Origin of the sequence: Salinivibrio sp. VYel1, from assembly GCF_009377945.1 — a bacterium.
GTDB lineage: Bacteria > Pseudomonadota > Gammaproteobacteria > Enterobacterales > Vibrionaceae > Salinivibrio > Salinivibrio siamensis.
In genome coordinates this window covers 53,745-73,534 of sequence record NZ_RSAM01000017.1, presented here as the reverse complement: position 1 = coordinate 73,534, position 19,790 = coordinate 53,745, and the positions used below count along the sequence as shown (strand labels likewise).

Annotated in this window: 20 protein-coding genes; 13 read left to right on the top strand and 7 right to left on the bottom strand. The window is 51.8% G+C overall.

The window, feature by feature from the left end; translation table 11 throughout:
• Positions 1–358: 358 nt before the first annotated feature.
• A complete protein-coding gene (locus tag EHW58_RS14495) occupies positions 359–691 on the top strand; it encodes an SMR family transporter (RefSeq protein ID WP_046074556.1) in 333 nt (110 codons plus the stop codon).
• Between the two features lie 78 nt (positions 692–769).
• On the opposite strand, the gene groL is transcribed toward EHW58_RS14495, so the two are convergent.
• Together groL and EHW58_RS14485 are read right to left on the bottom strand one after the other, a co-directional pair.
• On the bottom strand, positions 770–2,419 hold the full coding sequence (groL, locus tag EHW58_RS14490) for a chaperonin GroEL (RefSeq protein WP_046074555.1): 1,650 nt from the start codon (positions 2,417–2,419) through the stop codon (positions 770–772).
• A gap of 43 nt (positions 2,420–2,462) precedes the next feature.
• Positions 2,463–2,753, bottom strand: coding sequence for a co-chaperone GroES (locus EHW58_RS14485; RefSeq protein ID WP_046074554.1), 291 nt, complete (start codon positions 2,751–2,753; stop codon positions 2,463–2,465).
• A gap of 218 nt (positions 2,754–2,971) precedes the next feature.
• Here EHW58_RS14485 and EHW58_RS14480 point away from each other — a divergent pair, with 218 nt between their 5' ends.
• A complete protein-coding gene (locus EHW58_RS14480) occupies positions 2,972–4,321 on the top strand; it encodes an MATE family efflux transporter (RefSeq protein WP_152797149.1) in 1,350 nt (449 codons plus the stop codon).
• On the opposite strand, the gene EHW58_RS14475 is transcribed toward EHW58_RS14480, so the two are convergent.
• Positions 4,291–4,779 (bottom strand): MarR family winged helix-turn-helix transcriptional regulator, encoded by a 489-nt coding sequence (locus EHW58_RS14475; protein ID WP_227486564.1) that lies wholly within the window; start codon positions 4,777–4,779, stop codon positions 4,291–4,293. The two genes, EHW58_RS14480 and EHW58_RS14475, sit on opposite strands and share 31 nt — an antisense overlap.
• A gap of 232 nt (positions 4,780–5,011) precedes the next feature.
• Here EHW58_RS14475 and EHW58_RS14470 point away from each other — a divergent pair, with 232 nt between their 5' ends.
• From EHW58_RS14470 to EHW58_RS14455, 4 genes are read left to right on the top strand one after another with little or no spacing between them, the layout of a single operon-like run.
• Positions 5,012–6,151, top strand: coding sequence for a homogentisate 1,2-dioxygenase (locus EHW58_RS14470; protein ID WP_152797147.1), 1,140 nt, complete (start codon positions 5,012–5,014; stop codon positions 6,149–6,151).
• A 14-nt stretch (positions 6,152–6,165) separates the two neighbouring features.
• Positions 6,166–7,152, top strand: coding sequence for a fumarylacetoacetate hydrolase family protein (locus EHW58_RS14465; RefSeq protein WP_152797145.1), 987 nt, complete (start codon positions 6,166–6,168; stop codon positions 7,150–7,152).
• A gap of 60 nt (positions 7,153–7,212) precedes the next feature.
• Positions 7,213–7,833 (top strand): maleylacetoacetate isomerase, encoded by a 621-nt coding sequence (gene maiA / locus EHW58_RS14460; protein WP_152797142.1) that lies wholly within the window; start codon positions 7,213–7,215, stop codon positions 7,831–7,833.
• 9 nt (positions 7,834–7,842) lie between these two features.
• On the top strand, positions 7,843–9,801 hold the full coding sequence (locus EHW58_RS14455) for an acetoacetate--CoA ligase (RefSeq protein WP_152797140.1): 1,959 nt from the start codon (positions 7,843–7,845) through the stop codon (positions 9,799–9,801).
• A gap of 70 nt (positions 9,802–9,871) precedes the next feature.
• Here EHW58_RS14455 and EHW58_RS14450 read toward each other — a convergent pair whose 3' ends face one another.
• Positions 9,872–10,390, bottom strand: a complete 519-nt coding sequence (locus EHW58_RS14450; protein ID WP_172970060.1) for an FxsA family protein — start codon at positions 10,388–10,390, stop codon at positions 9,872–9,874.
• A 294-nt stretch (positions 10,391–10,684) separates the two neighbouring features.
• Between EHW58_RS14450 and aspA the strand changes: the two genes are divergently transcribed.
• Positions 10,685–12,148, top strand: a complete 1,464-nt coding sequence (aspA, locus tag EHW58_RS14445) for an aspartate ammonia-lyase (RefSeq protein ID WP_152797137.1) — start codon at positions 10,685–10,687, stop codon at positions 12,146–12,148.
• Between the two features lie 101 nt (positions 12,149–12,249).
• On the opposite strand, the gene EHW58_RS14440 is transcribed toward aspA, so the two are convergent.
• Complete coding sequence (locus tag EHW58_RS14440) at positions 12,250–13,560, bottom strand: anaerobic C4-dicarboxylate transporter family protein (protein WP_069361517.1); 1,311 nt, start codon at positions 13,558–13,560, stop codon at positions 12,250–12,252.
• A gap of 355 nt (positions 13,561–13,915) precedes the next feature.
• On the opposite strand from EHW58_RS14440, the gene EHW58_RS14435 reads away from it, so the two are divergent.
• Entirely contained in the window at positions 13,916–14,185 is a 270-nt protein-coding gene (locus EHW58_RS14435) for a type B 50S ribosomal protein L31 (RefSeq protein ID WP_069361518.1), read from the top strand.
• The gene (gene ykgO, locus EHW58_RS14430) at positions 14,182–14,325 is read left to right on the top strand and encodes a type B 50S ribosomal protein L36 (protein ID WP_069361519.1); all 144 of its coding nucleotides are present in this window, start codon (positions 14,182–14,184) and stop codon (positions 14,323–14,325) included. Before EHW58_RS14435 ends, ykgO begins: the two co-directional genes overlap by 4 nt.
• Here the strand turns inward: ykgO and EHW58_RS14425 are convergent.
• Both EHW58_RS14425 and EHW58_RS14420 read right to left on the bottom strand, forming a co-directional pair.
• Positions 14,322–14,615 (bottom strand): DUF2218 domain-containing protein, encoded by a 294-nt coding sequence (locus EHW58_RS14425; protein WP_069361520.1) that lies wholly within the window; start codon positions 14,613–14,615, stop codon positions 14,322–14,324. The genes ykgO and EHW58_RS14425 overlap by 4 nt on opposite strands.
• Positions 14,616–14,659: 44 nt before the next feature.
• Positions 14,660–16,675 carry a TonB-dependent receptor domain-containing protein gene (locus tag EHW58_RS14420; RefSeq protein ID WP_152797135.1) on the bottom strand — a complete coding sequence of 672 codons (2,016 nt, stop codon included), beginning with the start codon at positions 16,673–16,675 and terminating at the stop codon, positions 14,660–14,662.
• A 170-nt stretch (positions 16,676–16,845) separates the two neighbouring features.
• On the opposite strand from EHW58_RS14420, the gene EHW58_RS14415 reads away from it, so the two are divergent.
• The 4 genes from EHW58_RS14415 (at position 16,846) to EHW58_RS14400 (ending at position 19,767) form a co-directional block, all read left to right on the top strand.
• Positions 16,846–17,820, top strand: coding sequence for an AraC family transcriptional regulator (locus EHW58_RS14415; RefSeq protein ID WP_172970059.1), 975 nt, complete (start codon positions 16,846–16,848; stop codon positions 17,818–17,820).
• Between the two features lie 48 nt (positions 17,821–17,868).
• Positions 17,869–18,378, top strand: coding sequence for a thioredoxin fold domain-containing protein (locus EHW58_RS14410; RefSeq protein ID WP_152797131.1), 510 nt, complete (start codon positions 17,869–17,871; stop codon positions 18,376–18,378).
• A gap of 87 nt (positions 18,379–18,465) precedes the next feature.
• Entirely contained in the window at positions 18,466–19,098 is a 633-nt protein-coding gene (locus tag EHW58_RS14405; protein ID WP_046074542.1) for a response regulator transcription factor, read from the top strand.
• Positions 19,099–19,134: 36 nt separating this feature from the next.
• On the top strand, positions 19,135–19,767 hold the full coding sequence (locus EHW58_RS14400; protein ID WP_046074541.1) for a MarC family protein: 633 nt from the start codon (positions 19,135–19,137) through the stop codon (positions 19,765–19,767).
• Positions 19,768–19,790 lie beyond the last annotated feature (23 nt).

The window sequence follows — 19,790 nt, the reverse complement described above, 5'->3', positions numbered from 1 at the left end:
TTTTTGTCTATTCTCAACGAGTGCCCACACAGATTGCATAGGTCAAATTGTTAAAGAGCGTGTTGACTGAGTGGTTGGCATTTCGTGACTTGCGTCTCGTTGCCCCGTCAACAGGAAGCGCAGTATAAAGATCTCAGTTTTTCCCGCAACCCCTTTTTGCAAAAAAAATGTCACCTGAACAAAAAGCGTACAGAGCAAGATATTTTGCCTACTTTACCTGCTATATTTTGCCGCTCGTGTTCACATTGGCTTACATGTCCGATCGTGTCTTTCACTCTTCTCTACTCAAAATGAGGCATACATCATAAAAATTGGCTGGTAGCATAGCTCACCTGTTTCTCACTTGGGAGTCATCGATATGAAGCATTGGCTTTTTCTAGGGTTTGCTATTGTGGCAGAGGTGATTGCAACCGCATCACTCAAAAATAGTGACGGCTTTTCTAAGCTCGTTCCTTCGATATTAGTGGTAGTGGGATACAGTTTCTCTTTCTATCTACTCGCCCTCACTTTACGCGCCATTCCTGTAGGCATCGCCTATGCGATATGGGCGGGCGCGGGCGTGACATTGATAGCGCTCATTGGTTGGTTGGTGTTCGACCAGAAGCTCGATACGCCGGCGGTGATTGGGATGACACTGATTGTTGCCGGTGTGGCCGTGATGAACTTATTCTCATCCACTTCAACACACTGACGATTAAAATCGATTCTGGCAGCACACAACGAAAAAACCCAGCCGAAGCTGGGTTTTTCATTTCTGAGGGAAAGGCGATTACATCATGCCGCCCATTCCGCCCATGCCACCCATACCAGCAGCCGCGCCCATATCAGCACCGCCGTCTTTTTGTGGCAGATCGGTAACCATGGCTTCCGTCGTGATCATCAGACCCGCAACAGAGGCAGCGAACTGTAGTGCACTACGTGTCACCTTGGTTGGGTCAAGGATGCCCATCTCAATCATGTCACCGTATTCGCCGGTTGATGCATTGTAGCCAAAGTGGTTGTCGCCAGATTTCACTTTGTTAGCAACCACTGAGTCTTCATCACCCGCGTTAGTCGCGATTTGACGAAGTGGTGATTCCATGGCGCGCAGTGCAACACGGATGCCGACGTTTTGCTCTTCGTTGTCACCTTTCAGCTCGCCAACTTTGCTCGCCGCACGGATTAAGGCAACACCGCCACCGGCAACCACGCCTTCTTCAACCGCCGCACGTGTTGCATGCAGAGCATCTTCAACGCGATCTTTCTTCTCTTTCATTTCGACTTCGGTCGCTGCGCCGACTTTGATCACTGCAACACCGCCAGCCAGTTTCGCGACGCGCTCTTGCAGTTTTTCTTTGTCGTAGTCTGAGGTTGCTTCTTCGATTTGTTGACGAATCTGCGCAACACGCCCTTCAATCGCCGCTTCCTCACCGACACCGTCAACGATAGTGGTGTTGTCTTTAGTGACAGTGACGCGCTTCGCTTGACCTAGGTCTTCCAGCGTCACTTTCTCTAGATCCATGCCGATTTCTTCAGAAACCACAGTGCCTGCCGTCAAGGTTGCGATATCTTGCAGCATCGCTTTACGACGGTCACCAAAGCCAGGCGCTTTCACGGCAGCGACTTTGACGATGCCACGCATGTTGTTGACAACCAATGTCGCCAGCGCTTCACCTTCAAGGTCTTCTGCAATGATCAGCAGAGGACGAGACGCTTTTGAAACCGCTTCTAGCGTTGGTAGCAGCTCGCGGATGTTCGACACTTTTTTGTCGATCAGTAGGATAAATGGGTTATCCAGTTCAACGTTACCGGCTTCTTGGTTATTGATGAAGTAAGGAGATAGGTAACCACGATCGAACTGCATGCCTTCTACGACGCTCAGTTCGTCTTGCAGTGATTGACCTTCTTCCACGGTGATCACGCCGTCACGGCCCACTTTTTCCATCGCTTGAGCGATGATCTTACCAACGGTGTGGTCAGAGTTCGCTGAAATCGTGCCCACTTGCTCGATGGCATTATTGCTGGTGCAAGGCGCTGACAGGTTTTTCAGCTCTTCCACCGCGGCCACAACCGCTTTATCGATACCGCGTTTCAGATCCATTGGGTTCATGCCCGCTGCAACCGCTTTCAAGCCTTCATTGACGATAGATTGCGCCAATACAGTTGCAGTTGTCGTACCGTCACCCGCCGCGTCGTTTGACTGAGACGCCACCTCTTTCACCATTTGTGCGCCCATGTTCTGGAACTTGTCTTCCAGTTCAATTTCACGGGCAACAGAGACACCATCTTTGGTGATGGTTGGGGCACCGAATGATTTGTCTAGTACTACGTTACGGCCTTTAGGGCCCAGTGTGACTTTCACGGCATCAGCCAGAACATTCACACCTTCGAGCATTTTCGCACGCGCGTCGTCACTAAATTTAACGTCTTTAGCAGCCATGATTCTATTCCTTTCTTAATTTATTGATTGGAGGTGAAATGAATTATTCAACGATTGCCATGATGTCGCTTTCAGACAAGATCAGAACTTCTTGACCCTCGATTTTTTCCGTCTTGGTGCCAAAGCCTTCAGAGAAGATAACAGTGTCACCCACTTGAACGTCCAATGGCTGCACGTTGCCGTTTTCAAGAATACGGCCTTTGCCTACCGCCAGCACTTTGCCGCGGGTAGACTTTTCTGCAGCAGAACCAGTTAACACGATGCCGCCTGCTGATTTAGACTCAGCTTCTTGGCGCTCAACGATAACGCGATCATGTAGTGGACGAATGTTCATCGGTCGTCTCCTGAATTAGTAATGATGTTCCGTTTGATGAAGTAAGTATGCACACAGGCCGTACATGCGTCCGGTTCCTGATGTAATTCCCTATGTGGGGACGCCCTTTTTCTTTCCCAAGGGTTTTACAGTAATTTTTTTGTTTTTTTAGACTGGCAACTTTCTCCGATTGTGAGGATCCGCTAGGGTAAGCCGTCCCAACCCAGTGATAAGCGATTATGAACGACAAACACGGGCTACTCTCCGCCCCGATCAACCTCACATTGCGTAAGATGACCGTGCCCATGGTATTTGGGCTGTTCGCGATCATCATGTTCAATGTGGTGGATACCTTCTTTATTTCACTGCTTGGCACGGAAGCACTCGCCGCGGTGAGCTTCACCTTCCCCATCACCTTTGCGGTTAACTCCATCACGCTCGGGTTAGGGGTCGGCATTGCCGCCTTGGTGGCGCGATTGCTTGGTCAAGGCGATCATCAAGATGCCGCGCGGGTGTCGAGTCACGGCTTGATCTTGGCGGTATTCATTGTGATGACCGTCGGCTGGTTAGGGGCCGTCACCATCAATCCAGTGTTCTCCGCACTGGGAGCAAGCGACAACTTATTGCCGTTGATCCACGACTATATGCAGGTATGGTACTTCACCATTCCATTACTCGTGGTACCCATGGCAGGAAACGCCGCTATCCGCGCCACGGGCGACACCAAAACGCCGGCGAAAATCATGATGGTCTCCGGCCTGATTAATGGGACGCTCGACCCCTTACTGATTTTTGGCTTGGGTCCGTTTCCCGAGCTGGGCGTAAAAGGGGCCGCCATCGCCAGCGCCGTCAGTTGGGCGGGGGCATTGATAGCCGCGCTAAGTATACTGATTCGCCGTGAACGGCTACTAATCGCACCACAATGGACCAAACTGGCGACAGACGTGCGTCAAATCCTTAAAATTGGCATGCCCGCTGGGATGACCAATGCCTTAAACCCGGCGGCAGGTGCCATTTTAATGATGATGCTCGCCTCGCAAGGGACAGAGAGCGTTGCCGCCTATGGCGCCGCGCAACGCATTGAAGCTATTTTATTAATTGTGATGATGGCGATGACGTCATCGCTCACGCCCTTAATGTCGCAAAACTTTGGCGCGCAATACCATCAACGGGCCTTTCAGGCACTGTTTAGCGCGATGCGCTTTGCCATCTTGTTCCAGTTTGCCTTGTACTTGTCGCTATGGCCTTTTATCGATCTGATTGCGAATTTGTTTAGTGACGATGTGCGGGTTCAACAAGAAATTGCCCACTATTTGATGGTGGTTCCGGCCAGTTACGGCTTACAAGGCACCTTGATGTTATTGGTCGGCGGCCTGAATGCGATGAAGCGTTCATTGCATTCGTTCGCCTGCAACCTCGTCCGTTTGTTTGTCTTCTTGGTGCCCTGTGCGTGGCTGGGCGGCATGGTCAACGGCACCCATGGCCTGTTTGCGGGAATCGCCATTGCTAATCTACTGGCCGGTATTATGGCGTACCTGTATGCCGTGGTGCTGCGCCGTCAGACACTCGCGGCATCATTGTCCGTCTGAGCCAACTCAAGAACGCGGTGCTGCAGAGCGTCTAACGCCTGATAAAGCGCTTGATACTGCGCCGCACTGAGTCCCTCAAGCATGGCTGTTTCCCACTCCAACACCTTGGGGACAATAGTCTGATAATGGGTGCGTCCTTTATCGGTCAAATGGACTAACGCGGCGCGCTGATCACCTTGGCACGCGCGTCGCTCTACCAGTTGGTGCTGCTCTAAACGGGTAAGCAAGCGCGACACTTTTACTTTATCCAGCCGCGTTTCTGCGGCTAAATCTTTCGCCATCACGCCATCCCGTGCCCCCAAAGAGGCCAGCACGCGCCATTCTGGACGCGATAATCCAAACTCTGCTTCATAACGTGCCGCAAGACTATCGGCCACCAACTCCGCCGTGTGAACCAGCTTATAAGGCAAAAAGCTATCGAGCGCTAAATGAGGAAGGGTCATATCAGTTAGTTTCAAGTGAAATCATATAACCTACTTTACGAGAGGCTTCGATAAGATGCAAAGGTAGTGCTTTGTTTACACTTACGATTTTTAGGCGGCAAAAATACTGAACACTCAAAGTAAAATATTTGTTAACAGAGCGTTGCTTTTTCTCGTCTCTGATCGCTAGTATAAACGGATAGATTGTTTCTTTTGAAACTATTTGGCCGTCCCGGTGAGCACGGCCGCCCAGCACAAGGAGCGAGTTATGCGAAAGTGGTTTTCATTCCCCATTCGTGAAGGGGATGCCTCACGTCAAGCCCACTGCGACTTTCCCGAGGGAACCTACGAGCGCGAGTGTGGCAAGGAAGGCTTTTTTGGCCCGGCCAGTCATATGTATCACCGCCATCCCCCGACGGGCTGGAGCGAGTGGGAAGGCCCATTACGACCGCATGCTTTTGATACCAACCGAGTTGAAACGCAAGGCACGTCGCCAATGGATGCACCTGTGCTGTTATCCAATGCCAACGTTCAGGTTCGCTTATGGCGCACCGATACCGCCATGTCTTATCTGGTGCGCAACAGCGATGGCGACGATTGCTTGTTTGTCCATCAGGGCGAAGGCTCGCTGTATTGCGATTATGGCCACTTGCGCTACAGCAAAGGCGATTATTTGATCGTTCCTCGCGCCACCAGCTGGCGACTGGTGCCGGATGAGGTCACCACCTTGCTGATGATTGAAGCGACACATGGCTCCTACATGAGCGCCGAACGAGGCATTGTCGGCGAACATGCGGTGTTTGACCCTGCGGTGTTAGAACATGCGCGCATTGACGATAGTTTTAAAGCCCAGCAATCCGACAGCGAAAGCTGGCAAGTGATGATCAAATCGCGCCAACAGCTTAACCGTGTCACTTACCCTTATAACCCACTCGATGCCGTGGGCTGGAAAGGCAACCTCACCGTATTCCGGCTCAACTGGCGAGATATCCGCCCGTTGATGAGCCATCGTTACCACTTACCACCATCCGCGCACACCACCTTTGTCGCGCAAGGTTTTGTGATTTGTACCTTTGTCCCCCGCCCGATCGAGTCAGATCCTGGCGCACTGAAGGTGCCTTTCTACCACAATAACGATGACTACGATGAAGTGCTTTTCTATCACCAAGGTGACTTTTTCAGCCGCGATAACATTGATGCCGGCATGGTGACTCTACACCCTTGTGGCTTCCCACATGGTCCTCACCCAAAAGCCTTTGCCGCAGGCAAAAAGCATCAGAAAAAAGAGACCGACGAAGTGGCGGTGATGATTGATACCCGCATGCCACTTGATATGGGCGACGCGGCGAAAGCCACCGAACTGACCGATTATGTTCACTCTTGGCGCACGCCAAGTGACGCAGAATAGCGAAGGAGAAAGCAATGAAACTGGCTTCACTCAAACACGGACGTGATGGCAAATTGATTTTGGTCTCTCGTGACCTTACTCGCGCCGTCCACGCCGACGATATTGCGCCCACACTACAAGCGGCGCTCGATAACTGGGCGACACTTGCGCCCAAACTGACTCAACGCTACGACGCGCTCAACGACAACCAAGTCAGTGAGTCCTTTGCCTTTGACCCGAGTGTCTGCGACTCTCCACTGCCCCGCGCCTTTCAGTGGGCGGATGGTAGCGCCTACGTTAACCACGTTGAACTGGTGCGCAAAGCACGCGGCGCACAAATGCCTGAGAGTTTTTGGACCGACCCACTGATGTATCAAGGCATGTCTGATGGCTTTCTCGGCCCACGTGACGAGATTGAATTGGTCGATGATGCGTGGGGCTGTGACTTTGAAGCCGAGCTTGCCGTCGTCACCGATGATGTCCCCATGCATCTTAGTGCTGACAAAGCGGGCCAACACATTAAACTGCTGATGCTGGTCAACGACGTTTCACTGCGCAACCTCATCCCCGGCGAGCTTGCCAAAGGGTTCGGCTTTTTCCAATCCAAGCCGGCTTCTGCATTTTCACCAGTGGCGGTTACCCCAGATGAGCTGGGCGATCACTGGTGCGATCATAAAGTCCACTTACCGATGCATGTCACCCTCAACGGCGAATGGTTCGGGTCACCCGACGCCGGTGTCGATATGACCTTTGATTTTGCCGAGCTGGTCGCGCATGTGGCGAAAAGCCGCCATGTCAGTGCGGGGACCATTATTGGCTCCGGTACTGTGTCCAACACCGATCGCAGCAAAGGCTCGTGCTGCTTAGCCGAAAAGCGCATGCTGGAAATTATCGACCAAGGTGAGGCAAAAACCCCGTTTATGACCTTTGGCGATAGCGTCACCATCGATATGCGCGACAGCCAAGAGGCATCTATTTTCGGCGCCATTGAGCAAACCGTGACCCGTTACATCCCGGAGTAACCTTGATGCGCGCCTAGAGTCTCTAGGCGCGCTTGACGTTGACGCCGTCTAGGAGCTTGTATGCTGCTTTATGATTACAGTAAGTCGACCGCGGCCTACCGCGTCCGCATCGCCCTTGGCCTTAAAGGCCTCACCTACCAACGAGAAACCGTGTCCCTGCTGGATAAACACCAGCACAGCGACGCCTATCGGTCGCTCAATCCCGCCGGTTTAGTGCCTACCTTGGTCGATGGCGATGTCACCTTGAGCCAATCGCTCGCCATTATCGAATACCTCGACGAGCGCTATCCACAGGTCAAACTGCTCCCCAGTGATCCAGTGCAAAAAGCCCAGTGTCGATCACTGGCGCTCGACATTGCCTGTGATGTGCATCCACTCAATAACTTGCGGGTTCTGCAATACTTAACCGGCCCCTTTGGCCACAGTGATGACGACAAAATCACTTGGTATCACCATTGGCTAAAACAAGGGTTCGATGGTTTGGAAGCCAAATTACAAGGATTAGACAGCTCCTTTATTGGCGGCGAAGCGCCCAATTTGGCCGATATTTGTTTGGTCGCGCAGCTGTTTAATGCACGCCGGTTTGCGTTTGATTTAACGGCCTACCCAACCCTGACGCGCATTGAATCACAATGCCAAGCGCTGGATGCATTTATACAGGCACACCCTGATAAGAGCTAAGGAGAGGACATGAAAGACGGATTGTTGTGGGCACCGGATAAGGAACGTCAAACCCACACCTTACTCGCCGCGTTTATCCGTGCCGTGAATCAAGATCACGACACCCAGCTGAGTGGCTATGACGATCTTTATGCATGGTCAGTACGCCAAAGCGGCGATTTTTGGCAACAGTTATGGCAATTTGCTGGCGTGATCGGCGATCCGGGCGAGAGAGTGTGCGATATCGACCCCGAGCACCCTAATCGGGATAGCCAGTGGTTTCCCACCGCACGTCTGAACTATGCCGAAAACCTGCTCAAGCACGCAGAGCAATATGCCGACCAACCGGCGATGATTTTTAGCGGTGAGCATGAGGTAGCACGCACCCTCACTTGGCGTGAGCTCGTCGATCAGGTGGCGGCCATCCGTCACTACCTAGATACGCAAGGCGTTCAACCAGGCGATGTGGTTGCCGGCTATTTACCCAACCTACCGGAAACCGTGATTGCGATGCTTGCCACCGCGGCACTAGGCGCGATTTGGACCTCAACTTCACCGGACTTTGGCGTCGACAGTGTGTTGGACCGTTTTGGCCAAACCGAGCCCAAAGTGCTGTTTACCACCGATCACTATCATTACAACGGCAAAACCTATGACTGCCTGAATAAAGCGCAGCAGGTGGTGGATAAGGTATCGGCCATTGAGCGCCTAGTGGTGATCCCTTTTGATGGCGATCGACCTTCTTTACCTGCTGGCGTGGATAACTGGCAAGACTTATTAGCTAACGACGCGCCGCCGCTTCGCTTTACCCGCGTGGCGTTCAATGCCCCACTCTTTGTGCTGTACTCTTCCGGCACCACGGGAAAGCCCAAGTGCATTATTCATTCGGTGGGGGGGATATTGCTCAATCATTTGAAAGAGCATCAGCTCCATTCGGATGTGCGCCCCGGCGATCGCTTTTTCTATTTCACCACCTGCGGCTGGATGATGTGGAATTGGCAAGTCAGCGCTTTAGCAAGTGGCGCGACCTTGGTGCTTTATGATGGCTCGCCGTTTTATCCGGATGCGGGAGTACTTTGGCGACTGGCCGAGCGGCACCAGCTCACCCTTTTTGGCACGGCGGCGAAATACTTAGAGGCATTGGAAAAACAAGGTGTGGCGCCAAAAGATGATTACTCGCTGGCGTCGTTACGTGTCCTGTGTTCGACCGGCTCGGTACTTGCGCCCGAGCAGTTTGATTATGTCTATCAAAAGATAAAGTCCGATCTGCAGTTAAGTTCGATTGCGGGTGGTACCGACATTTGTGGCTGTTTTGTTCTTGGCAGCCCACTGTCACCGGTTTATCGCGGCGAAAGCCAAAAGCGAGGCTTGGCGCTCGATGTACAAGTGTTTAACGCCCAAGGGCAAGCGGTTGAAGAGCAGAAAGGGGAGCTGGTGTGTTGTAATAGCTTCCCCAACCAGCCGGTTGGCTTTTGGCACGATACCGATGGCAGCCGCTACCACAATGCCTATTGGAACAAGATTGATGATATCTGGTTTCATGGTGACTATGTACGCCTGACTGCACAAGGTGGTATGGTGTTCTATGGCCGGTCTGATGCGGTATTAAATCCAGGCGGGGTACGAATTGGTACGGCGGAAATCTATCGCCATGTGAATCAGCTTAGCGAGATCATGGATTCGGTGGTCATTGGTCAGCAATGGCAAAATGATGTCCGCGTGGTGCTATTCGTCAAACTCGCCGCCGGAGTCACACTGGATGAGTCACTCAAGCAAACCATCAAAAAAACCATCCGCACCCAGTGCACGCCGCGTCACGTTCCCGCCGTAATTGCCGAGGTGAGCGATATTCCACGCACCAAGTCAGGGAAACTGGCCGAGTTGGCAGTGCGCGATGTGGTCCATGGCCAAGACGTGGCGCAGTTAAGTGCGCTGGATAACCCAGCATCACTCGACCAATACCGTCAGCGCCCCGAGCTCACCGAGTAAGCGGGACGCCATGATCGAAAAAGGCCGCATCCTCATGCGGCCTTTTGGCTGGGTTTAACCCCGACATGGCTTAGCGCAGGCGATGGTCATCATCGTCGTCATCTTTGCGCTCATATTCCCCCTCAAAGGTATTGCCATCCTCACCACGGCCTCCGCGACGGAACGGATCCTCACCAAAAGGACCTTGCGCATTGCCCCCTTGATGGAAGTTACCTTGGCTAAAGCTCGCTTGAGACACAGTGACGCGCTTCATCACTTGTTTGGCGAGCGCGGCTCGCGGCCCAGGCAAAAGCACCAACATCCCCATCGCATCGGTCATGAAACCTGGCGTTAACAGCAGCACACCGGCGACGGCCAGCATCACGCCTTCAAGGATTTGCTGGGCGGGTAACTCACCGCGGTTGAGCCTATCTTGCACCGAAGCCAGAGTCATCAGTCCTTGACTCCGTACCAAAGAGGCGCCGACGAATGCGGTGATCAAAACCAGCGCCAGTGTTGGCCACAATCCCAACCAACCACCAACCTGAATGAACAGGCCGATTTCAATCACTGGGACCAGAATAAATAGCAGCAATAAGATTGGAAACACGGTTCACCTCGCGCTGGAAATGGACTGTTCATCCTAACATCAAAATCCGCCAAAAGCCGAACAACGAAACCGAATTTAGCCCTTGAATCAAAGTGCAAGAAAGCGCATTTTGTCTGTGCGCCATGCTACAGCTGTGACCGGGGTCAGCCCTTTTCACCGCATTATATGCTGTAATGGCGGCTGAAAGGATGTAACAGATAATACATCCAGCCAAAATCTCTGAGGAATGGATTCTACAGCAAAATTTGTGGCGACGTTTTAATCATTATAATAACTTGATGTTAAGGCCAACGCATGTCTCAGACGATTATAACACCCAATGAAACCTCAACCCTAACCACAGCAACCCGTTTAGAAGAAGATTTACTCGGCCAACGCGCGGTACCTGCCGATGCCTACTACGGCATCCATACGCTGCGGGCGATCGAAAACTTTACTATTTCCGGCACCCGGATTTCTGATATCCCCGATTTCGTACGCGGCATGGTTTACACCAAAAAAGCCGCCGCGATGGCAAACCAAGAGCTCGGCGTGATCCCCGCAGATGTCGGCGATTACATCATCAAAGCCTGCGACCAAATCCTACAAACAGGCAAATGCATGGATCAATTCCCCTCGGACGTCTTTCAAGGCGGCGCAGGGACGTCAGTCAACATGAATGCCAATGAGGTGATTGCCAACCTTGCGCTTGAGCTGATGGGGCACGAAAAAGGTGACTATGATGTGATTAATCCCAACGATCACGTCAATAAGAGCCAATCGACCAATTGTGCCTACCCCACCGGTTTTCGTATTGCCGTTTACAACAGCATTCTAAAACTAATGGATGCGATTGATTATCTGCAAAAAGAATTCGACGCCAAGGCCGAAGCCTATGCACACGTGATCAAAATGGGCCGCACCCAGCTGCAGGATGCGGTGCCGATGACGGTCGGGCAAGAGTTCAAAGCCTTCTCAGTGCTACTGCGCGAGGAGATTAAAAACATCAAATACACCGCAGCGTTACTGTTAGAGGTAAACCTCGGCGCGACCGCGATTGGTACTAAGTTGAATGCCGCCGAAGGCTATCAACAACTGGCGGTAAAACGCCTAGCTGAAATCACGGGCTTACCCTGTATCCCGGCCGAAGATTTGATTGAAGCCACGTCAGACTGTGGGTCCTATGTGATGGTGCATGGTGCGCTAAAACGCCTGGCAGTGAAACTATCGAAGATTTGTAACGACCTCCGTCTACTTTCCTCGGGCCCACGTGCGGGGCTCAATGAAATTAACCTACCCGAAATGCAGGCCGGTTCATCCATCATGCCCGCTAAGGTTAACCCGGTGATCCCTGAAGTGGTTAACCAGGTTTGCTACCGGGTAATGGGGAATGACACCACCATCACCTTTGCCGCCGAAGCCGGTCAGCTCCAGCTTAACGTGATGGAGCCCGTCATTGGGCAGGCGCTGTTTGAGTCTATCTCGATTTTAGCCAATGGTTGCCGCAATCTCGGTGAAAAATGTGTGAGCGGGATTACCGTTAACCAAGCGGTGTGCGAGCACTATGTGCATAACTCGATTGGCATCATCACTTATCTTAACCCCTTTATCGGCCACCATGAAGGCGATATTGTCGGCAAGATTTGTGCTGAAACAGGTAAGAGCGTTAAAGAAGTGGTGCTCGAGCGTGGTTTAATGACCGAGGCGGAGCTGGACGAGATCTTCTCGGTTGAAAACCTGATGCATCCTAAGTATCGCGGTAAACGTTTTAACGCGTAGTGGGTCAGTCATCGTAGTGGGTCACTCACAACAGACACCGACGACCGATAGAGACAACAAAGGGCGCTGATAGCGCCCTTCTTTTATACCGTAAACCGCCGTTACAGCACCTGCGTAATCAGCAAACCACAAGCGATACTGAACACCATACTCAGCAAGCCTGGTGCCATAAAGCTGTGATTAAAAATGTACTTACCTATCCGCGTGGTGCCGGTTCGGTCAAAGTCGATGGAGGCAATGATAGGCCCGTAGTTAGGAATAAAGAAGTAGCCATTCACCGCTACAAAGGTCGCAATAATCATCGAAGGCGGTAGCCCCAAGGTAATCGCCACCGGCACCAACACCGCTGTCGTTGCACCTTGGCTGTTCACCATCACTGACAAGGCGAACAGCGCAAACGCAAATGTCCACGGTGCCATCTCAACCAAGCCAGACACCGCCTCTTTGACCATCTCGCCATGGCCACCAATCAAAGTATCACCTAGCCAAGCAATACCAAAGATTGCGACGATGGCACGCATCCCCGCATGGAATACCGAACCTTGGCTAATCGCATTGCCGTCCGGCTTACAGGTCAAAATGATCAATGCACCCACTGACAGCATCACGATTTCAATGGTATGCGCCATCCCCATTGGCTCGCCATCAAAGGCCGGGCGCAGGGTTGGGAATGCCCCCATTATGACCACGGCTAAGGCACCAAATAAGAACAAGCCAACCGATTTCTTCGCCTCCGGCGTGACTTCGATATCTTCCACCGCCAAATCCGCTTCCATTTCTCGACGAAAGTCGGGATCTTGTAAACGGCGTTGATATTCAGGATCGTCTTTAAGCTCTTTACCCAGCTTATTAACAATCACACACGCCAAAGCAAGACCAATAAAGGTGCTAGGAATGGTGACCGACAGCACATCGGTAAGGGTAATGCCTTGCGGCTCTAAAAAGGCCACACATGCAACCACCGCTGCCGCGATGGGGCTGGCTACAATCGCAAATTGCGAGGCAATGACCGCCATACCCAAAGGGCGAGCCGGACGAATGCCGCTTTTGCGACTGACTTCAGCAATCACCGGCAATACCGAATAGGCAACGTGTCCGGTTCCCGCCATCATGGTGAAGACATAAGTCACTAAAGGGGCAACAAAGGTAATGTGACGTGGGTTTTTACGTAATATATTGGTGGCAATTTTAATTAAAAAATCCAAGCCACCTGCAGCTTGCATGGTGGCTGCAGCGGCGACCACCGCCATGATCATCAGCAACACGTCGATAGGTGGATGCGTGGGTTGCAAACCGAAACCAAAACTGAGTACCGCGAGCCCGACCCCGCCCATCACACCTAAACCAATGCCGCCGATACGGGCACCGATTAAGATGCAGCTGAGTACCACTAATAACTCAACCAAGAACATAACTTTCTCCTACTTTGGATAGACGTCCCCACGCGTCCGTTCACATGCATTCATTGTCTATGGCACGCCCATGGCGTATTGGGGGTAGATACGATATGACGGCTCCTCCGTCGGCCTATCGCCACTAATAAGCACCATCCTTGGTGGGAGATGTGAGCAACCGCGCTCAGCACCATGGCCAAATCCTAACCAGGTGCCGTCACGCGCATGTTGATTCAGGTAAGAAAAAGTAACACTTTTCGCGAACTGACAACAAAAAGTTGGGGAAATGAGATCTTTAACCTGGACGCTGATGCACTTTTCATCCTCCTTAGTAAGTGTTATGTTATATCATAACAAACAATAGGGAGTCGTTATGAAAGCCAATATCCATCCCGAATACCGTTCTGTCGTTTTTCATGACACCAGTGTTGACGCCTATTTTATTGTCGGCTCAACCTTGCAAACATCACGTACCATCGAGTGGCAAGATGGCAAAACCTATCCTTACTATCCACTGGATATCTCGAGCGCCTCACACCCGGTATATACTGGGAAGGCACGAGCGACGAACAAAGAAGGGCGCGCGGCACACTTCGCGCGTAAGTTTGGCCAAGTAGGCCGCCGCAAAAAGGCGTCGTCATGAAGGTCGTTAACTCACTAAAAAGCGCCCGTCAACGTCATCCTGACTGTCAAGTCGTTCGGCGTCGCGGACGCATGTTCGTCATTTGCAAAACCAATCCACGTTTTAAGGCGGTGCAAGGCCGCGCGAAAAAACACGCCTAAGCGTCGGCGACGCACTGCCACTGATGGGGCAGTGCTTCTCGGCGTGCAAACATCTTGATGTGGCTACTGACCGTCTCAGTCACCAAGGTTAAGCTCGCTTCATCATCGGCATGGCATGTAACACGCAACTGGGTTCCTTGCACCTGCATATCACACACTCCCGCAGGGAAATGTACGCGTCCTGTTTGCTCATCCCAGCTCGCCTCGACTTTGCGACCAAAGTGACGACACAAGGTCTGCAAGTAACGTGGGGCATGCTCGGAGTCAATCATCGTCGTCATACTAGGCATCAATGCTCCTTGATAGGTGGGCGCAAGCGCCCACCTCTTTGCGATTAAAATTGATAGGATGCCGTCAATTTAATATTGCGACCGGGCTCGTAATCGAGGATTTCTGCGCCTCGTTTACCTGACGTTGACGCATGCGAGCGATAGCGACTGTCAAACAGATTGTCGACCCCTGCCGTCAAAGTGAATCCGTCTACTGCCATCGGTTGCCACTGAGCGAACACGTTGTGGACTGTGTAGCCCGGCTTGGTCAAGTTGCTATCAGGAACGGTGGTCGATCGCTGAATTTGAGTGTTCCACCCCAGCAAAACATCCCAACGGGTCAACGCGTAATCCGCATTCAAGGCTACGGTATCGCCGAGGTGGCGGGCGCGACCAAAAATCTGATCCAGTTGATACGCCTCTGAATAACTCACATCCGTGCGACTGTAACTGGCTGACGCCGTCCACTGCTGCCATGCCCAATAGGTACTGGCCTCAAAGCCACGATAGGTGGCATCGCCACGGTTGGTGGTTTCATACGCCCAATTACCACTGCCATCTTTGTAACTACGCACCACAATTTCATCATCGAGCTCAGTGCGAAACACCGTCAGATTGGCGGTTAATAAATAGTTTTCTTGCGCCGCGGCATTCGAGAGGCGCACACCAATTTCATCGGTCCGGCCATGCTCGGCTTTCAAGTCTTTATCCGCGCTTTCACTCAGTGCTGTGGTGGTAAATGATTCATTCAATGGCGGTGCTTTGTGCAGCTCTCGACTGTTGGCAAACACGGTGAGATAGTCGTTAGCGACAAACTCGGCCCCCAATGCCAACGACACATCATCATAACGCTGACTCGAGCTGGTCGCTCGGCGATCAAAGCTGTCATAACGCGCCGCGGGCGTCACCGAAAAACGTGGGGTAAGCGCGATCTTGTCTTCCACATACAGCGCAATCTTGTCGGCCGATTCCAAAATCTGTACACCCGGTTTGGCAAATTGGGTGTCGTTGTCTTGATTTTCATAGTGCGCACCGTACGCGAGTTGGTGATCGCCAATACGCTGTGACACACTGAGTTTTACCCCAAGGTTCGTGTCTTCCGCCACGTTGACGCCTTTGCGGTCAGCAAGAAATGGGTGGGTGGCAAATTCGGTTTCATCACGGGTGAGTGACAGCTGGTTATAATAGGCCAGCGCTTTCAATTCGATAGCTTGTGACGGGGTGTATTCGTAATTGATCGTGGCGGTATCACGATCGTAGGTCACTGGCAGTATCATTTCACCGGTACGATTACGGTTGAAGCTTACACCCATATCAGGACGCGGCAGATAGTCGCCCTTATCGCGATACTTATCATAACTGAGTTCAAAGCGATGCCCACTTGCAGGCTCCCAGCCTACTTTTACTAAGCCATTAGTGATCTCTCCCTCACCGCCAAAGGTGCGATGCCCATTACCATCTTTAAAGTTGTCCCGATCAAAACGGCTAATATATGCCATCGCATCCCATTCATCACTCAACAACCCATAAACGGTCAACGAGCCTTGTTGGGAGTCATTACTGCCCCAACCAGCACTTAGGCGTGCTCCAAATGTCTCATTAGCACGCAAGAGATCGTAGGGATCTTTGGTTTCAAACGCGACCGCGCCCCCCAGCTCGCTGGTGAGAATCGACGAGGCGCCCACCGCGACATCAACACGCTGCAAAATGTCAGGATTTAAAGTGAGGTTGCTGATGTGGTGGAACATTTTACCGCCTTGAGAGGCGCCATCGACGGTGATATCCAGATCTTGTTCGGTAAAACCACGGATATTAATGCGCTGGGTGAGCGAGTGCGTGCCCCCCACATCCACACCGGGGATATCACGCAATAGATCAGAGAGGTGATCCGGTTGCTTGACGGTGAGATCCGTTTCTCCCAGGTAACGGGATGAGCTGGACACTTGCGTCCCCCATACTGAGACAGTTTCTATGCTTTCATCCTCAAGATTATCAGCAGCCACCGCAGGGGCATATAGAGCACTGGCTATACTAAGCGTCAGCAAGCCCAGACGTGCTGGGACAGGTAGTAACAACGTCATACTTCATTTCCTTCGTCGATAACCCAAACAACTAAATGGTAATAATTCGCATTTATGTTACTATTTCAGTGCTTTTCAGGAAGAAAAAACAATTATGCGCACGCATCAAGCTTTTATGCGCAGAGCGTTTATGCATAGCACGTTTATGCGGCGTGTTACGGAGGAATACGATGGCAGCACCCGTCTCTGTTGTTTGCACACAGCGAGAGTCCAGCGCAGATGGTCACGCCGAGATCATGGCTAATCACTCAAAACGGACGCAACCCTTGGTACGGGGACAGTTTTTACATACTTCATGTCCGGGTGGGTTGCATATCGATAGCGGGATCACCGATGAATTATGTGATGCCAATGTCCTCCACCGTGCCCATCAGGGGATCATGCTAGTGATAGTCCTCGAGGGCGTGCTGGAGTTTGCCTACGATGACCACACGTATCGGTGCAATGCATGCCACCAGCCCCAAGCACTTGCCGTCTCCGTGTGCCGTGACAGCACCTTTCGTCGTCGCTTAATTGCAGGGAATCACCTTAAAAAAGTGAATATATTGCTACCGCCCGAGTGGCTTGATGGATATGCAGACGAGCAAGCCTTGCCACTGCTTAGTGCCTTGCATCGTCATCATTTAGGCTGTGTACGCTGGCAACCTAGTACCGCCATATTCGACCCCATTCAAGCCTTATTACCCCGCTTTAGTAGGCAAAACGAGGCTGATCCCCTGACCCAGCACTTACATGCACTCACCATCATCAAGCACCTGTGTGAGCAAGCCTCTCATCTCACCATTGAGTCTGTTACCGAACTCATCCCTGCAACTCATGAACCACAAATCGCAAAAGCCGTCGCGTATATTGAAACTAAGCTGCACACCGCATTAACCTTATCGACCATTGCACACGCATGTGGCCTGAGTCGCAGCACACTGCAGCGCCGTTTTCGTACCCATCTAGGCATGCCCGTTTCAGATTACATCCGTCGTCGTCGGTTGGTGGTGGTCAAAGAAAAGTTACTGCATGAGGCGATTTCAATTGGCGAAGCGGCTTACTGGGCGGGCTACCATCATCCCTCTAATTTTGTTACCGCCTTTAAGCGTCAGTTTGGCATGACCCCCGGCCAGTTGATTCAATCGCAAACCCATACAATGTGATCATGGTATGTGTGTATACTCATCCTATTGGCATGAAAAGGAAAAAGTATGAGACAAGGTCGCCGCTTTGCACTAACGGCTGGGTTATTGATTGCCGCACTGGGTGCTGGTGCGCTTCACATCGTTCGCTCGCAACAAGTCACCGCGCCGCCAAAAGCGTCTGCTACCGCACCGCCATTTATCACCGTCAACTCGCAAGAAGCACTTGATGCAGAGCTCGCCAGCGCTGCGGCTAATCAACAAATAGCCTTGGTTGATTACTACGCCGATTGGTGCATTCCGTGTAAACAATTCGCCCAAAAAACCTTCACGGATCCGGCTGTGGCTCAGCAGCTCAGCCGCATGCACCGCATTAAAGTGGATCTGAGTGAAAATCGTCCTGATGATTTTGCGTTAATGCGCACCCAAGACGTGGCCGGGCTGCCCACACTCGACTTTTGGTTGCCCAATGGAGAGCGTCATGCGACAGCTCGCATTACCGGCTTTTTAGCACCTCAAGCTTTCATGACTCACCTACGCCAGCATGGATTGAAACATGAAGTAAAAAGCGAGCAATGATCAATCTCTTAGTTCTCTTGTTACAAAATTGATAAACCCCATATCTGGTGGTAGCTTTATTGAAAACAAAGGGAAGATAGCCGCATTATGGAAGCGCAACACACCATCGTTATCGCTGATGATCATCCACTGTTTCGGAACGCCCTCTTTCAATCCGTGCATATGGCGATAAGCGGAGCCAACCTGCTAGAGGCAGACAGCTTAGACAGTTTAAATCAGATCTTAGCGCGAGATGCTGAGGTCGACTTGGTGCTGCTCGACCTAAAAATGCCTGGCGCGAATGGCATGTCAGGGCTGATTGCGCTGCGTCACCAATATCCCACCCTACCGATTGTGGTGATCTCTGCCAGTGAAGAGCCGAGTGTGATCCGTCAGGTACGCGCTCATGGTGCCTTTGGCTTTATTCCTAAATCCAGCGATATGCGTGCGTTGGTACAGTCGTTAACCCAAGTGCTCGACGGCACGCCCTGCTTTCCAGATAATCTCGGCGAAGACGATGAGAGCGAAAGCTTATCTGACAAACTCGCCACACTGACCCCACAGCAGTACAAAGTATTGCGAATGCTTTGCGATGGCTTGCTGAATAAGCAGATCGCTTATGACTTAGCGGTATCCGAAGCGACCATTAAAGCCCACATGACGGCTATATTTCGTAAATTGGGCGTGAAAAACCGCACGCAAGCGGTGATTTTATTGCAGCAATCTAATATCGAACTTTGATACGCTAGCGCTCTAGACACCGACTTTGGAGCGCCTATGTTAAGTATTCTTGCGACGCAATTCGTAATTTTATGGGCCGTAATCGACCCTGTCGGTAGCGTGCCCATCTATCTGTCACAAACCAGCCACATGTCTGCCAAACAAAAGCGCCGCGTCGCGGTGAAAGCCGTGGCAATTGCCTTTGCCATTTTGCTGTTCTTTTTAATTGTCGGTCAGATTTTGCTTGAAGCCATGCAAATCCCGTTACCCGCATTCCAAGCGGCCGGTGGCTTGGTGTTGCTATTGTTTTCCCTCACCATGATTTTCGGTGAAGGAAAACCCGGCCAAGAAGCCAAAATGCTGAGTGAAGACGTTGATAAAGCAGAAATTGCCGCCACCGCGGTTTATCCACTCGCCGTCCCTTCCATTGCCTCCCCCGGTGCCATGATGGCGGTAGTCATGCTCACAGATAACAATCGGTATGCCATTGCGGAACAAGCGGTGACCGCTGGGGTGATGTTTGTTGTTTTGGTCGCGACCTTGGTCTTACTCCTCGGCGCCAATGTGATTCACAAAGTGATTGGGAATGTGGGGGCGTCGATTATCAGCCGCGTCATGGGGCTGATCCTTGCCTCGGTCGCCGTTGCGAATTTACTCGAAGGCATCCAAAAGTTTTATCACCTCAGTTAGACCTTTGGCGAAAGACTTGGCTG